This window comes from Rhizobium sp. GW821-FHT14E12, from assembly GCF_058803745.1.
This window is the reverse complement of the sequence record NZ_JBXAPH010000002.1, coordinates 837834-852920: the sequence shown is the minus strand read 5'-3', so window position 1 is coordinate 852920 and position 15087 is coordinate 837834. Positions and strand designations below refer to the sequence as shown.

Sequence of the window (15087 nt, the reverse complement as noted above, 5' to 3'; positions counted from 1 at the left end):
TTTCCTACCGTGCGAAGCCAGCAATTTTCACAAAAGTCACGCTGCTGTGAAAACAAAATCCCGTCGTTTCATTGGCGCGAGTGCTCGGCTGACGTTCAACAACAGATCGCACTGATTTAATATAGGTACGCGGAGGCGGAATAGATAATCTTTCGAGAGCCAAGTATGGCCTCGAAGAAGAAGGGCATCAGGTGCCTTTAAAAACGATTACAAGGTCGCGGCCGACCGGGCTGCCTGCTCGTAATAGCCCGACAGCGTCCTCAGATGCGACGCGATCCGAGAAAGATCGTCCTGCGACAGGCCGGAGACCTTGGTCGCCTCGACCAGCAGCCGCTCGCGGATTTCGGAATAGCGTGTGAGCGCCTCCAGGCCCCTGTCGGTCACCTGGATCTGTTTTTCCTTGCCACTCTTGCCGGTCTTGACGAGGCCGGCGGCCTCCAGCTTTTTCACGGCGTAGTTGGCGACATGCGTGTCCTCGATGTCGAGCACGAGGCAGAGATCGGAGAGTGTCTTCGGCCGGTCCCTGTGCCGTACCGAATGAATGATCAGGATCTCAATCGGCGAGAGGCCGGGCACGCCGGCCGCCGCCATACAACGCACCATCCAGCGATTGAACGCGTGCGAAAACAGGATCGATCCGTATTCGAGCTCGGAGAGGGCCGGAGAGGTGCCGACCGCCAGATGGGCGGACGACACGATCAGGTCACGCGGAGATTTTGGTTCTTTCGACTTGTCCAAAGAGCGCTCCTATAGGTCTTTCTTGCCGTAGCCGCCGCCGGTCGGCGTGACCACAGTGAAGGCCTCGCCCGTTTCCAGCACCGTATGGGCGGAGCCGATTAGTTCCTCGATCGCGCCGTCGTTGCGCCGGACATAATTGCGCCCGGTCTGGCCTGGCTCACCGCCGTTGACGCCGAAGGGTGCGACGCGACGATGGCCGGAGAGCACCGCGAATTCCAGTTTTTCCCGGGTGCGGATGGTGCGCTGCGTACCATCGCCGGCATTCCACTGTCCGCGTCCGCCGGAATTCGGGCGGATGTGGAAGTCTTCCAGTACCACGGGGAAGCGGGTTTCGAGGATTTCCGGGTCGGTCAGGCGCGAATTGGTCATGTGCGTATGAACTGCATCGGCCCCGCTAAAGCCGGGGCCGGCGGGCGCGCCGGAGCAGATCGTCTCGTAATATTGGTAAACTTCATTGCCGAAGGTGAGATTGTTCATCGTCCCTTGGGCGGCGGCAAGCGTGCCGACCGCGCCGAACAGGCAGTTGGTGACAGCCTGGCTCACTTCGACATTGCCGGCAACGACGGCGGCCGGATACCTGGGCGTCAGCATCGTACCTTCGGGAATGATGATCCGGACCGGCCTCAGGCAGCCAGCATTCATCGGGATATCGGCCTCGACCAGAACGCGGAAGACATAGAGCACGGCAGCGCGGGTAACCGGCTGCGGAGCGTTGAAATTGTCGGCGCGCTGCTCGGAGGTGCCGGTGAAGTCCACCGTTGCCTCGCGCTTATCCCTGTCGATCGAAATCTTGACGACGATCTTGCAGCCCTGATCCATCTCATAGCTGAATTCGCCATCGGGCAAGCGGTCGAGGACGCGGCGCACGCTTTCGGCGGCATTATCCTGCACATGGCCCATATAGGCGTCGACCACATCTTCGCCGAAGTGGACGATCATCTTCTTCAGCTCAGAGACGCCCTTTTCATTGGCGGCGACCTGCGCCTTCAGATCGTTGACGTTCTGCGCCAGCTGCCGCACGGGATAACGCGCGCCAAGCAACAGCGATGACAATTCCGCTTCGCGGAAACGGCCACGATCGAGCAGCTTGAAATTGTCGATATAGACGCCTTCCTCCTCGATATGGGTGGCAAGCGGTGACATCGATCCCGGCGAGATGCCGCCGATATCGGCGTGATGGCCACGGCTGGCGACCCAGAAGCGGATTTCCTTGCCGGCATCATCGAAGACCGGCGTGCAGACGGTGAGGTCCGGCAGGTGCGTGCCGCCGTTGTAAGGCGCGTTGATCAGGAAGACGTCGCCGGGATGGATGACCGGGTTCTCGCGGATGGCAGTCGCGACCGAGGCGTCCATGGAACCGAGATGCACCGGCATATGCGGCGCGTTGGCAACGAGATTGCCCTCGGCGTCGAAGACCGCGCAGGAAAAGTCCAGCCGCTCCTTGATATTGACCGAATAGGCGGTGTTTTGCAGCGTCACGCCCATCTGCTCGGCAATCGACATGAAGAGATTGTTGAAGATCTCCAGCATCACCGGATCGGCCTTGGTGCCGATGGCGGTGCGCTGTGGCAATGTCTTGATGCGGGTGAGAACGACGTGATCCTTCGCCGTCAGCTTCGCCTGCCAGCCGTCTTCGATGACGATGGTCTGGTTCGGCTCGATGATGATGGCCGGTCCGGTCACGGTCTGGCCGGGCAGGATCGCCTCGCGCAGCACGACGGCTGCGTCATGGCTTTCACCCTGGGAATGGAATGAGGTGCGGCGGGTAGCAGCGGCTTCGCCCTTGCCCGCCTCTTTCCGTTCGAGATCGATTTCGGCCGCTGCTCCCCCGATGGTCTCGACTTCGACAGCCTCGACCACCAGCGGCTTGTCCTCGGCGACGAAGCCGAAGCGGCGCTTGTGTAGCACTTCGAATTCTCCCCGCAGCCGCGCGGGATGGTCGAGCTCGGGAAAGGTCACTTCCACCGCCAGCATCGTGTCCGTGCCGGCATAGCGGATATGGGCGCGCTGGACGGTGCGGATGTCGGCCAGTGCCACGCCTTGGACTTCCAGTTCCGGCAGGCACTCGCTTTGCAGCTCCTTGCCCAGCACGGCGATGGCGGTCGGTGCTGTCGCATCGAGCGGCACGCCGAGTGCTTTCTGGCGCGTGGCGCGGATATCGGCAAGGCCCATGCCGTAGGCTGAAAGCAGGCCGGACATCGGATGCAGGAGGATGCTTTTCATGCCGAGCGCATCGGCAACCAGGCAGGCATGCTGGCCGCCGGCACCGCCGAAGCAGTTGAGGGCATAGCGCGTCACGTCATAGCCGCGCTGCACCGAAATCTTCTTGATCGCCTCGACCATATTGGCGACGGCAATGCGGATGAAGCCATCCGCTACTTCTTCCGGGCTGCGGCCGTCGCCGATCTTGGCTGCGAGGTCGGCAAATTTGCCGCGCACTCTCTCGACATCGAGCGGCTGATCCTGGTTCGGCCCGAAGATCGCCGGGAAGAATTCCGGCAGCAGCTTGCCGGTCATGACATTGGCGTCGGTGACCGCGAGCGGGCCGCCGTTGCGGTAGCAGGCGGGGCCGGGAAAGGCGCCTGCGGAATCCGGGCCGACGCGGAAGCGGTCGCCATCGAAATGCAGGATCGAGCCGCCACCGGCCGCGACCGTATGGATCAGCATCATCGGCGCGCGGACACGGACACCGGCGACTTCCGTCTCGAAAGCACGCTCGTATTCGCCATCGAAATGCGCCACATCCGTCGACGTCCCGCCCATGTCGAAGCCGATGACATTGCCGAAACCGGCCTGTTCGCCGGTCTTGGCGAGACCAACCACGCCGCCGGCCGGGCCGGAGAGAATGGCATCCTTGCCCTGGAACATATCGGCGGCCGTCAGACCGCCCGACGACATCATGAACATGACGCGCGCGCCTGTGCGGGCGATATCAAGCTCGTCGGAAACCTGACCGATGTAACGGCCGAGCACCGGCGATAGATAGGCATCCACCACAGTCGTATCGCCTCGGCCGACCAGCTTGATCAGCGGCGAGACCTCGTGGCTGACGGAGACCTGTTCGAAGCCGATAGTGCGGGCGATCCTGGCAACGGCTGCCTCGTGCGTGGGAAATTTATAGGCATGCATGAAGACGATGGCGACGGCGCGATAGCCCTTGGCGCGCAGGTCCCGCAGCGCGGCTTCCGCAGCCCGTTCGTCGAGAGCCTGCTCAATCGCGCCATCGGCCAGCACGCGCTCATCTAGCTCGACGACATCGTCGTAGAGCGCTTCCGGCTTGATGATCTCGGTCGCGAAGATCTTCTTGCGTTCCTGATAGCCGATGCGCAGCGCGTCGCGGAAGCCCTTGGTCGTCACCAGCGCCAGCCGCTCGCCTTTGCGCTCCAGCAGCGCATTGGTGGCGACTGTTGTGCCCATACGCACCTCGCCGATGAGGCCGGCCGGGATCGGCTCACCATTCGAGAGACCGAGATGCAGGCGAATGCCATAGACGGCAGCATCGCGATAGGCCTCGGGATTTTCCGACAGGACCTTGCGGGCATGCAGTTCTCCCGAGGGATCACGTCCCACGACGTCGGTGAAAGTACCGCCACGATCGATCCAGAAATCCCAATGACCCGCTACGCTGCCTGACAAGACTGCCTCCATCAAAATCGATCGAACATTCACCGATAAAATATCGATAAATCGTCGATGTTTTATCGTCAAGAGTGAATCGGAACTGGCCCCGGCAGGGGTAAATGCGACGCTTCGCGCCAAATCGGGATTAATGGTTTCCGCACGCACAGCGGAGATGATATCTGTGTTATGCTCCATCGATGAGAACCAGAGTTGAGAAGATGCGGGCATCCGCACACAATCCGATCCTGCATTCTCAACATCGAATTCTTAGCCAGATCATCGTCAAGACAATCCAGAAATGACCGCTTCACGTCCCTTTCTCGACTTTCCCGATCGCCTTGCGGACGGCCGCATGCCGCGCGCGGTGATCTTCGGAGCTGGTTACGGCAGCACCTATGCTGGCAAGGACAGCAGCGGCCATGCCTTGGCTGCCGACGCCATTCGCGCTGCGAGTCAGGACGATGCAGCGCTTGTCGAGCACTGGGATTTCGATCTCGGCGGCCCGCTGTTCGACGGCAAGCCAGCCTGCTGCATCGACGCCGGTGATGTCGAGACCATCATGCATGACAATGTCGGCAATCGGACCCGGATCGAGGTGAAGACACGCGAGATCCTGGCATTGCCGGCTGTGCCGATCCTGCTCGGCGGCGACTGTTCCGTGACCATTCCCTTCGCCGCCGGGTTTGCGGATCACGGGCCGGTCTGGATCCTGCAGATTGACGCCCATATCGACTGGCGCGACGAGGTGCATGGCGAGCGCCACGGTTATTCGAGCCCGATGCGCCGTGCGAGCGAGATGCCGCATGTCGCCGGCATCGTGCAGGTCGGCCTCCGTAGTGTCGGCAGCGCGCGCCTAACCGATATCGAAGCGGCGCGGCACTACGGCAGCCGGTTCGTGACCGCTCGCGAGGTTCATGCCCAAGGCGTCGAAGCCGCACTCCGGCATATTCCCGGGGGAGCGCGGGTCGTCGTCACTCTCGACTGTGATAGCCTCGATCCCAGTATCATGCCGGGCGTGGCGGCGCGGACACCCGGCGGTCTCACCTATACGCAGGTGATCGACTTGATTGCGGGCCTTGGCAGGCGGGCAAGGATCTCAGGGTTTGACCTTGTCGAACTCTATCCTCCCGCCGACATCGACGGTCTCTCGGCCCTGACCGCCGCTCGTCTTCTCGTCAATGTGATTGGCACCGTCGTCCGGCAGGTTTGAGCCCGGCTTTCCTCTTGTAAGCATGATAGCTCGGCAAAGTTCTATCCGCCGCCGGGAGGATGCTCCCATGCGTCCGGTGTCCGCGAAATCGCCTAGTGCAGACCGCCAACACCGAGCAGGCGTTCGACCGTCTCGTGATCCTCAGAAAGCGCACCCGGCGTTCCCTGCCAGGCAAGCCGGCCGCGTTCGAGGATGATCACCTGATCGGCGAAATCCAGGGCGCTCTGGATGCGCTGTTCGACTAGCAGGATGGTCATGTCGCCGGTCTTGGCGAGATTGGTGAAGGCGGTCATCAGCTCCTCGCAGATGACGGGGGCGAGACCCTCCAGTGGTTCATCAAGGAGCAGCACCGACGGACGGCCGAGAATGGTGCGGGCGGTCGACAGCATCTGCTGTTCGCCGCCGGAAAGCTGGTTGCCGAGGTTCTTGCGCCGCTCCTTGAGACGCGGAAACATGTCGTAGGCTTCCTGCAGCGCGGTCTTGGGGCGGCCTTTCAAACCGACGGAGAGATTTTCCTCCACCGTCAGCGTCGGAAAGACATCGCGGGTCTGCGGCACGTAGCCGAGACCTCGATGCGCTCGCCGGGCGCTCGGCAGGCCGGTGACATCGGTAGACCCCAGGCGGATGCTGCCGTCATAGCGGCGCGTCTGGCCGGCAAGGGTGGCAAGCAGCGTCGTCTTGCCCATGCCGTTGCGACCGAGCACGGCGAGCCGTGTGCCGGCGGGAACGGAGAAAGACACGCCTTCCAGCACCCGGGTCGGACCATAACCGGCCGAGAGGTTTTCCACTTCAAGCGGCGTGGCCGGCATTGGCGTAGCTCCCCAGATAGGCCTCGCGCACCCGCGCATCCTTGGTGACGTCGGCGGGCGAGCCGTCGAAGATGATGGTGCCGGCGGCGAGCACGACGACGCGTTTGGCAAAGCGGAAGACCAGATCCATGTCGTGCTCGATCATCAGTACGGCAAGATCGCTGGGCAGATCGGCCAGTGCTTGCTCGATGCGGCCGGTATCGCTCTGTGGCACGCCGGCGGCTGGCTCGTCGAGCAACAGCACTTTCGGCTTCAGCGCCATGGCGACGGCGATCTCCAGCAATCTCTGCTGGCCGTAGGCGATTTCGCTGACCTTGCGATGCATGAGATCGGCAAGGCCGAGCTTGCCCAGCAGATCACCGGTCTCGGCCATGACATCGCGCATGGCGAGGAAGTTGCCGAACATGCGTCCGGAGCGGCCGGAGCGCTGCAGGATGGCCAGCGCCACATGCTCCGCCGGCGTCATATCCTGAAAAAGCCGGGTCACCTGGAAGGAGCGCACCAACCCGCGCCGGACGCGGCCGATCGCGTCGATTTTGGTCACTCTCTCGCCGCCGAGACTGACCTCGCCAGCATCCGCCCGTAGATTGCCGGTGACCAGATTGACGAAGCTGGTCTTGCCAGCACCATTCGGCCCGATCAGCGCCACGCGATCGCCCGGCGCCATCGACAAGCTGACATCATTGGTTACCGTCAGCCCGCCAAAAGCCTTTTTGAGATGATTGACCTCGAAGACTGCGCTCATGAGCGGACCTCCCGGCGGCGCGCGAGATAGGCCGCGGCCGTGCCATAGATGCCCTTCGGCGCGAACAGCACCACGAGGATTAGCAACAGGCCGACGATGGTCAGCCAATGGAAGGGATTGGCGGCGGAGACATAATCCTCGAACAGCATGAAGACCAGTGTGCCGGCGAGCGCGCCGAACAGCGAGCCGGTGCCGCCAAGCACGAGCATGACCAGGGCCTCGGCCGATTGCGTGAAGGAGAGGCTGTCGAGCCCGACCACCTGGGTGGAGATCGCGTTCAGCGCGCCGCCAACGCCGGCGACGGCGCCTGAGATCATATACATCTTGATCAGCATGACCTTGGGCGAGACGCCCATGGCGCGGATGCGCAGGGGGTCCTGCCTTATGCCGCGACAGAGCATGCCGAAGGGTGAGCGTACCAGAAACCGCAGCAGGATCAGGACGATCACTAACAATGCCACGCCATAGAAATAGGCCGTATGTCCATAGAGATCGAATTCGAACAGGCCGAACAGCGGGTCGGTGGAGATGCCGGAGAGCCCGTCGCTGCCGCCCGTCCAACTGGATGCCTTGTTGGCGAATTCGTGGAAGAGGTAAATCAGCGCGATCGATAGCACCAGTTGCGGCAGGCCATGCGCTCTCAGAATGACGATGCCGCAGATCAGCCCCGCAACCGCGCCGGCAACGATACCCACCAGTGTCATCAGCAGGGGATCGTTGATGCCGTAATGCGCTGAGGCGATGCCGGCTGCATAGGCGCCGGCGCCGAACAGGGCCGCGTGACCGAGTGTGGCCACACCGCAATAGCCTGTGACCAGATCGAGAGAGAGGACAAGCAGGGCAATGGCGATCAACCGTGTCAGGAGCGCCAGATTGTCGGGGAACAGCAGATAACCGGCGGCTGCCAGAACAAGGATGACCGCTATGGCAATGCCATCGCGCCTGAGCGCGAGACGGTTACTCTTGGCGGCGATGGTCTCTCGATCCATGGTCAATGCCATATCACTTCGCCCTTCCGGCTAGACCGCGCGGGAAGACGCAGACGATGGCGATGACGGCGAGATAGAAGAAGAACTCGCCATATTCCGGCATCAGATAGCGGCCGGTGGTATCGATGCCGCCAAGGATGAGGCAGGCAAGCAGCGCGCCCCCGATCGAACCGGCTCCGCCGACCGAGACGACCACGAGAAAGGTCACCATGTAGCGCAGGGCGTAATAGGGCTCGACCGGCAGCAGTTCGGCGCCGACGACGCCACCGAAGGCGGCAAGCCCGACGGCAACGGCGAAGCTGACGGCATAGACGATCTCGGTACGCACGCCGAGAGCCGCCGCCATCGAGGCATTGTCGACGGAGGCGCGAAGCTTCACCCCGAACGAAGTCTTCTCGATGATGAACCATAGCGCCAGCGCGACAACGAGCCCGCAAATGATTGCGAAGATGCGATGTGTGCCGATGGTCCGAAAGCCGAGATCGACGGAGCCTTGTAGCTCACTTGGCAACGGGATGGTCTTCAGCGTCGGGCCGAAGACATAATTGGCGATGCCGATGATGCAGAAGGTAATGCCGATCGTCATCAACACCTGCGTCAGCTCCGGCGCGCCATAAATCCGGCGATAGAGCAGCCGCTCGATCGGGATGGAGATGATCACCGTGCCGACCACGGCCAGCAAAACCGCGGCGGCATAACCCAGGCCGAGATCCCGCGCCGCATAGGAGGCGATATAGCCGCCGATCATGGCAAAGGCGCCATGCGCGAGATTGACGACGCGCATCAGCCCCATGGTGACGGAGAGGCCGATGGAGATCACGAACAGCACCATGCCGTAGGCGAGGGCATCGACTGCAATGCTGAACACGGTTTGCATGGGGCAGGCTGGTCCGTTTGCTTTCTGCTCTTACCTTAATCTTCTGCCGCGGGACCGGACGCAAGCCGCCCGTTCCTTAGCCATGTCGAAGGGCGGAGGAAGAGCGAACCTATTTCACCGCCGCCAAACCGGGGTCGCCCTGCTTTTCGAAGGTCTGGATTTCCTTGTTGTAATAGGTGCCGTCGGCGGCCTTGGCGACTTCGCGCAGATAGATGTTCTGGGTAATGTGCCGGCTTTCCGGATCGATGGTCACCGGGCCGCGCGGGCTGACCCAGGAGAGACCCTTCACCGCGTCGACGGCCTTCTGGGCATCCTGCTTGCCGCCGGTCGCCTCGATCATCTTGTAGATAACGTGCATGCCGTCGAAAGCGCCGACTGCCGGGAAGGTGAGTTCGGCCGGATTGCCGATCGCCTTGTCGGCGGCGGCAACGAAGGCCTTGTTTTCCGGGGAGTCATGCGAAATCGCATAGTGGAATGTCGTCTGCATGCCGAGTGCTGCGTCGCCAAGCGCCGGTAGGTCGGATTCCTGCGTCAGGTCGCCGGGCGAAAACAGCTTGATGCCGGCGCCCTTCAGGCCGTTTTCATTGTAAGCCTTGACGAAGCCGAGCGTGGTCGGGCCGGAAGGCAGGAAGGCGAAGACGCCTTGCGCGCCGGAATCCTTGATGCGCTGCATGATCGGGCTGAAATCATTGGTCGACAGCGGCATGCGTACCGCTTCGACCACCTGGCCGCCGACCTTCTCAAAACCGGCCTTGAAGGCGTTTTCCGCATCGACGCCGGGACCGTAGTCGCTGACGACGGTGACGACCTTATTGACGCCGCCGTCATGCGCGACCTTGGCGATCGGTGTCGATGTCTGCCAGGTCGTGAACGAGGTTCGCACCACCAGCGGACTCTTGGTGACGATCGCCGATGTCGCGGCGTTGAAGATCACCATTGGCACATTGGCCTGCTTGAGGATTGGCGTCACCGCCATGGCGTCCGGGGTGAAATAGAAGCCGGCGAGATACTGCACATGCTCCTTGACCACCAATTCCTGCGCCGACGACTTCGACTGCGCCGGATCGGCCCGCGGCACGTCGCGGTAGATCACCTCGATCTCATTGTCGCCAACCTTGCTGCCATGCATGGCCATATAGGCATCGATGCCGGCCTTGAAATTCTTGCCCTGCAGGGCGAATGGCCCCGAAAACGGCCCGATGACGCCGATCTTGATCGTGTCGGCATAGGCGGCACCGCTGATGGCGACAGCCGCGATCGCGGCCAGAATAATCCGTTTCATAGTTTCTCCTCCCCTGCTGGCCTGCTCCCCGGGCCAGTTTGCTTTTACGCAAATTTGCTGCGGTCAATCTGGCATACGAAATAGTGATGTAAAATGAAATAAACGCTCGCATCGATAATGCCAGGGTTATGTTTGTTTCTTGAATTTCAGCTCAAGAATTTATTCCCAACCGCCTCACGTTCCCAATTAATTCCCGCGCCGATCGCAGCGACGCTGCTGTTGCCATCACTATCTGCGGCAACAGCAGCCATTCGAGCGTCCAGGCGGCACCTGAGCGTTCCTGCTCATGCACCATGGATTGATGGATGCCGGAGAGCTGGACGGCGTTGAAGCGGGCAAGCGTGACCAGGGTCTCGGCTGCGACCGGGTTCTGCTTGTGCGGCATGGCCGAGGAGCCGCCGCCGCCGGCAAGCTCGATTTCCTCGCCGGTCTGCGCCAGAAGAGCGACATCCTGGCCGATCTTACCGAGACTGCCTGAGATCAGCGAGAGCAGGCCGGCGAACTCGGCAAGGCCTCCCCGCTGGCTCTGCCATTGCGGTGCGTCGGTGAGATCGAGTTCCTGCGCCAGCGATGCGCGGACAGCGGCGGCATTCGATCCAAGCTTTTCCAGCGTGCCGACCGCGCCGCCGAACTGGAGAGGGAAGCTCTCCTGGGTCAGCCGGTCTCGATATGTGTCGAGCGGCGTGCGCCAGGCGCGCAACCGGTCGGAGACCGTCATCGGAATGGCGGCCTGCATGCGGGTGCGGCCCATCAGCCGGTTCGCACCACATTGCTTGTCGAGTTTTTCGAGCCCAACCGTGATGGCGTAAAGACGACCGGTGAACAAAAAGGCAACCGCCTTGAGACGGATCATCAGACTGCTATCGATGACATCCTGGCTGGTTGCGCCGAAATGCACATGCTGCGCCGCATCGCCGCCAACCGCCTTGCGCAACTGCTTGACGAGATCGGGAATGATGACGCCGTCCGTGGCGGTCGCCGATTTCAGGCTGGCGGTGTCGGGCTGGAAGGTGCCGCAGACCTCCGCGATCCGCTCAGCCGCTTCTTGCGGAATGACGCCATGCCTAGCCTCGGCTTTCGCAAGCGCTGCCTCGAAGGCGAGCATGGCGCGGATATCGGCTTCCGCTGAAAAATAAGCGGAAATCTCCTCGTCGCCGAGGAGGCCGGAGAGAAACGGATGGTCGAAGGCGGAAATGCTCATGGTCTATATATCGAGGAAAACCGTTTCCTTGTCGCCTTGCAAATGCACGTCGAACGTATAGACCGCCCCCTCCTGGCTGGCGATCAGGGTGGCGACACGTTGGCGATGCTCGATGCGGGCAAGCAGAGGGTCCTCGGCATTGGCCTCGGCCTCGTCGGGAAAATACATCCGCGTGTGCAGGCCGATATTGATGCCGCGTGCCACGATCCAAAGCGTGATATGCGGCGCCATCTTGCGCCCATCCTTATAGGGCGCGCGGCCGGGCTTCACCGTCTCAAACGAGAAGACGCCGTCTTCGGCGCTGGTCGGGCAGCGGCCCCAGCCGGTGAAATTCGGATCGGCTGTGCCGCGCATCTCCGAAGGGCTGTTGTAAAGCCCGGCGCTGTCGGCCTGCCAGATTTCGACGACGGCATCTTTCACAAGCGTATCGGCGCCGTCGAAAATCCGGCCCTTGACCGTGATGCGTTGCCCCAGTGTCTTGTCGTTGACCATGGACGTGCCGAGATCGACATCATAGACGCCACGGATATCGCAGAAGTTCGGCGTCAGGCCGATATGGACATAGGGGCCGGCCGTCTGCGACGGGGTTTCCTTGAGGTAGCCGAGTTCCTGCAGCATCAGTTCCCCTCCAGCCGGTTTTCGAACAGGGTCGAGCGGCGTCCGCGCAGGACGATATCGAACTTATAGGCGCGCGCGTCCATCGGGATCGTGTTGCCCCAGTCGAGCGGCGCGATCAGCTGCTCGATCGCCTTTTTGTCGGGGATCGTGCCGACGATGGGACATTTCCAGATCATCGGATCGCCCTCAAAATACATCTGCGTGATCAGCCGTTGCGCAAAGCCGTGGCCGAAGACGGAGAAATGAATATGCGCCGGCCGCCAGTCGTTGACGCCGTTCGGCCAGGGGTAGGCGCCGGGGCGAACCGTACGGAACGCATAATGGCCGTCCTCGTCGGTGATGGCGCGGCCGCAACCGCCGAAATTCGGATCGAGGGCGGCGAGATAGGTCTCTTTCTTGTGGCGATACCGCCCGCCGGCATTGGCCTGCCAGAATTCGAGCAGAGCCCCCGGAACCGGCCGATTGCGCTCGTCGAGCACGCGGCCATGCACGATGATGCGCTCGCCGATGGCGCTTTCGCCAGGCTTGGCGAAATTGTGGATCAGGTCGTTGTCGTGCTCGCCGAGAATGGAATGCCCGAAGACCGGGCCGGTGATTTCGGAGATCGTGCCGTCCAGCGACAGGAGCGCGCGCTGCGGAGACCGCAGCACCGAGGTCTTGTAGCCCGGCGTGAAAGCCGGCGCATGCCAGGCCCGATCGCGACCGAAAAAGGCGCCGGTTTCCGGCCTGCTATTGCTTTTGTCAGACATTGTTGCCTCGCTTCAGGCCGCCTTCTCGGCGTCCATCTGTTCGAAAACCTGCTTGGCGATCTTGATCGCGTGATTGGCCGCCGGCACGCCGGCATAGATTGCGACATGCAGCAGCGCTTCGCGGACATCGTCGCGTGTCGCGCCGGTATTGATCGTTGCGCGGACGTGCATCGCCACTTCGTCATCCTGGCCGAGCGCTGCCAGAAGCGCGATCGTGACGATCGAACGCTCGCGCTTGCTGAGCGTCGGACGCGACCAGACATGGCCCCACGCCGCTTCGGTGATCAGCTCCTGGAAAGGCTGGTCGAACTCCGTCGATGCCGACTGCGCACGGTCGACATGACTATCGCCGAGAACGGCGCGTCGGGTTGCCATGCCCTGGCGATAGCGCTCGGACGGGGCGTTGGGTTCATTCATGGGCCTTTTCTCCATGCAAGGCGAAATCGATGAAAGCGCGAATGACGGCGGTTAGCGCCTCGGGCTGTTCGACGCAGGGAATGTGCCCGGCGTCCTTGATCACTTCATAGCGTGCGTTCGGAATGAGCTTGGCGGTCGACAACACCAGCTCCGGCGGTGTCGAGCCGTCCTGATCGCCGACGATGCAAATGGTCGGCACTGCGATCTTCTTCGCTGGCTCGGTAAAATCAGCGTCGCGCAGTGCGGCGCAGGTTGCCGCATAGCCAGCCGTTGGCTGACGGGTCAGCATGTTGGAGTAGCCGGCGAAGGCCGTGTTTTCCGGGCGGCGGAAGGCCGGCGTGAACCAGCGCTCCATGACCGCGTCGACGATCGATTCGATGCCATGAGCTTCGACCTGTGCGATGCGGGCATTCCAGCTGTCGGCGGTGCCGATCTTGTGGGCGGTGTCGCAAAGGATCAGCGCCCGCACCAGATCCGGACGGCGCTGGTAGAGCGACTGCGCGATCAGTCCGCCGACCGAGAGGCCGCAAATGATGGCGTTCTTGACATTGAGCAGATCAAGCAGTCCGGCGAGATCGATGGCGTGGTCCTCGATCGCATAGGGCACCTGGCCAATATCGGAGAGGCCGTGCCCGCGCTTGTCATAGAGAACGATGGCAAAATCGCCGGCGAGGCGCACGATCACGTCGCGCCAGATGCGAAAGTCGGTGCCGAGCGAATTGGCAAAGACAAGCACCGGCTTGTCACCGGCAGCGCCGATGATCTGATAATGGATCGTGACGTCGTTGATACGGGCGAACTGCACTGGAAATCTCCTCGACAGCGAGATTGTAGATTTAATCTGGTTAAGTAAAATGATATTTTATGGCTTTCCGATAACCAAAAGGTTATTTTTACCATGATCGACACGCGCGTCAAATTCCGCCATCTCCAGACTTTTGTCGAGGTCGCGCGGCAGAAAAGCGTGGTCAAGGCGGCCGGTCTCCTGCATGTCAGCCAGCCGGCGGTGACCAAGACCATCCGCGAACTCGAGGAGGCGTTGGGCGTCGCGGTGTTCGAGCGCGACGGGCGCGGCATCAAGATCACCCGCTACGGCGAAGTCTTCCTGCGCCATGCGGGTGCTGCGCTGACGGCGCTTCGGCAGGGCCTCGATTCCGTTTCGCAGGAGCGATCCGGCGAGGCGCCGCCGATCCGGATCGGCGCGTTGCCGACGGTGTCGACGCGGATCATGCCGCGGGCGATGGAACTGTTCCTGAAGGAAGAAACCTGGAGCCGCATCAAGATCGTCACCGGTGAGAATGCCGTGCTTCTGGAGCAGCTCCGCGTCGGCGATCTCGATCTCGTCGTCGGACGCCTGAGCAGCCCAGACAAGATGGCAGGTTTTTCCTTCGAGCATCTTTATTCCGAGCAGGTCGTCTTCGCGGTGCGGGCAGGGCACCCGCTGCTGAAGGCCAGGCAATCGCTGTTTTCCAATCTCGGCAAATACACGATCCTGATGCCCCCTCGCGGCTCGATCATCCGGCCCTTCGTCGAGAGTTTTCTGATTTCCAACGGCGTCGCCAGCCTGCCGAACCAGATTGAGACGGTATCGGATTCCTTCGGTCGCGCCTTCGTGCGCTCCAGCGATGCCGTCTGGATCATTTCGACCGGAGTCGTCGCTGGCGACGTCGAGGATGGTCTGCTCAGCCTGCTGCCGATCGACACCAGCGAGACAAGGGGACCAGTTGGGCTCACCATGCGTACCGATGCCATTCCCAGCATGCCGCTGTCGATCCTGATGCAGACGATCCGCGAGGCGGCCGACGAGGTTGCGAAGAAGCGCTAAGTCGCC

Annotated in this window: 14 protein-coding genes; 2 read left to right on the top strand and 12 right to left on the bottom strand. The window is 62.0% G+C overall.

Annotated features, from left to right (window positions below; translation table 11 throughout):
- Window positions 1–207 precede the first annotated feature (207 nt).
- Both AC1RO0_RS12070 and AC1RO0_RS12065 read right to left on the bottom strand, forming a co-directional pair.
- Window positions 208–738, bottom strand: a complete 531-nt coding sequence (locus AC1RO0_RS12070) for a winged helix DNA-binding protein (protein ID WP_498593113.1) — start codon at window positions 736–738, stop codon at window positions 208–210.
- A gap of 9 nt (window positions 739–747) precedes the next feature.
- Window positions 748–4386 carry a hydantoinase B/oxoprolinase family protein gene (locus AC1RO0_RS12065; RefSeq protein ID WP_498593112.1) on the bottom strand — a complete coding sequence of 1213 codons (3639 nt, stop codon included), beginning with the start codon at window positions 4384–4386 and terminating at the stop codon, window positions 748–750.
- A gap of 271 nt (window positions 4387–4657) precedes the next feature.
- Between AC1RO0_RS12065 and AC1RO0_RS12060 the strand changes: the two genes are divergently transcribed.
- Window positions 4658–5569, top strand: a complete 912-nt coding sequence (locus tag AC1RO0_RS12060; RefSeq protein ID WP_498593111.1) for an agmatinase — start codon at window positions 4658–4660, stop codon at window positions 5567–5569.
- A 92-nt stretch (window positions 5570–5661) separates the two neighbouring features.
- Here the strand turns inward: AC1RO0_RS12060 and AC1RO0_RS12055 are convergent, their stop codons facing one another.
- The 10 genes from AC1RO0_RS12055 to pcaD form a co-directional block, all read right to left on the bottom strand.
- Window positions 5662–6378, bottom strand: a complete 717-nt coding sequence (locus AC1RO0_RS12055; protein WP_498593110.1) for an ABC transporter ATP-binding protein — start codon at window positions 6376–6378, stop codon at window positions 5662–5664.
- On the bottom strand, window positions 6359–7123 hold the full coding sequence (locus AC1RO0_RS12050; protein ID WP_498593109.1) for an ABC transporter ATP-binding protein: 765 nt from the start codon (window positions 7121–7123) through the stop codon (window positions 6359–6361). Before AC1RO0_RS12050 ends, AC1RO0_RS12055 begins: the two co-directional genes overlap by 20 nt.
- A complete protein-coding gene (locus AC1RO0_RS12045; RefSeq protein WP_498593108.1) occupies window positions 7120–8124 on the bottom strand; it encodes a branched-chain amino acid ABC transporter permease in 1005 nt (334 codons plus the stop codon). Before AC1RO0_RS12045 ends, AC1RO0_RS12050 begins: the two co-directional genes overlap by 4 nt.
- Before the next feature lies 1 nt (window position 8125).
- Entirely contained in the window at window positions 8126–8989 is an 864-nt protein-coding gene (locus AC1RO0_RS12040) for a branched-chain amino acid ABC transporter permease (RefSeq protein WP_498593107.1), read from the bottom strand.
- 109 nt (window positions 8990–9098) lie between these two features.
- Window positions 9099–10271, bottom strand: coding sequence for an ABC transporter substrate-binding protein (locus AC1RO0_RS12035; RefSeq protein WP_498593106.1), 1173 nt, complete (start codon window positions 10269–10271; stop codon window positions 9099–9101).
- A gap of 151 nt (window positions 10272–10422) precedes the next feature.
- Window positions 10423–11472 carry a 3-carboxy-cis,cis-muconate cycloisomerase gene (locus AC1RO0_RS12030; RefSeq protein WP_498593105.1) on the bottom strand — a complete coding sequence of 350 codons (1050 nt, stop codon included), beginning with the start codon at window positions 11470–11472 and terminating at the stop codon, window positions 10423–10425.
- Between the two features lie 3 nt (window positions 11473–11475).
- Entirely contained in the window at window positions 11476–12087 is a 612-nt protein-coding gene (gene pcaG, locus AC1RO0_RS12025) for a protocatechuate 3,4-dioxygenase subunit alpha (protein ID WP_498593372.1), read from the bottom strand.
- 2 nt (window positions 12088–12089) lie between these two features.
- Window positions 12090–12839, bottom strand: a complete 750-nt coding sequence (gene pcaH, locus AC1RO0_RS12020) for a protocatechuate 3,4-dioxygenase subunit beta (protein ID WP_037219882.1) — start codon at window positions 12837–12839, stop codon at window positions 12090–12092.
- 12 nt (window positions 12840–12851) lie between these two features.
- Complete coding sequence (pcaC, locus tag AC1RO0_RS12015) at window positions 12852–13256, bottom strand: 4-carboxymuconolactone decarboxylase (RefSeq protein ID WP_015917817.1); 405 nt, start codon at window positions 13254–13256, stop codon at window positions 12852–12854.
- The gene (gene pcaD, locus AC1RO0_RS12010) at window positions 13249–14061 is read right to left on the bottom strand and encodes a 3-oxoadipate enol-lactonase (RefSeq protein WP_498593104.1); all 813 of its coding nucleotides are present in this window, start codon (window positions 14059–14061) and stop codon (window positions 13249–13251) included. Before pcaD ends, pcaC begins: the two co-directional genes overlap by 8 nt.
- A gap of 93 nt (window positions 14062–14154) precedes the next feature.
- Between pcaD and pcaQ the strand changes: the two genes are divergently transcribed.
- Complete coding sequence (pcaQ, locus tag AC1RO0_RS12005) at window positions 14155–15081, top strand: pca operon transcription factor PcaQ (RefSeq protein ID WP_498593103.1); 927 nt, start codon at window positions 14155–14157, stop codon at window positions 15079–15081.
- Window positions 15082–15087: the final 6 nt, after the last annotated feature.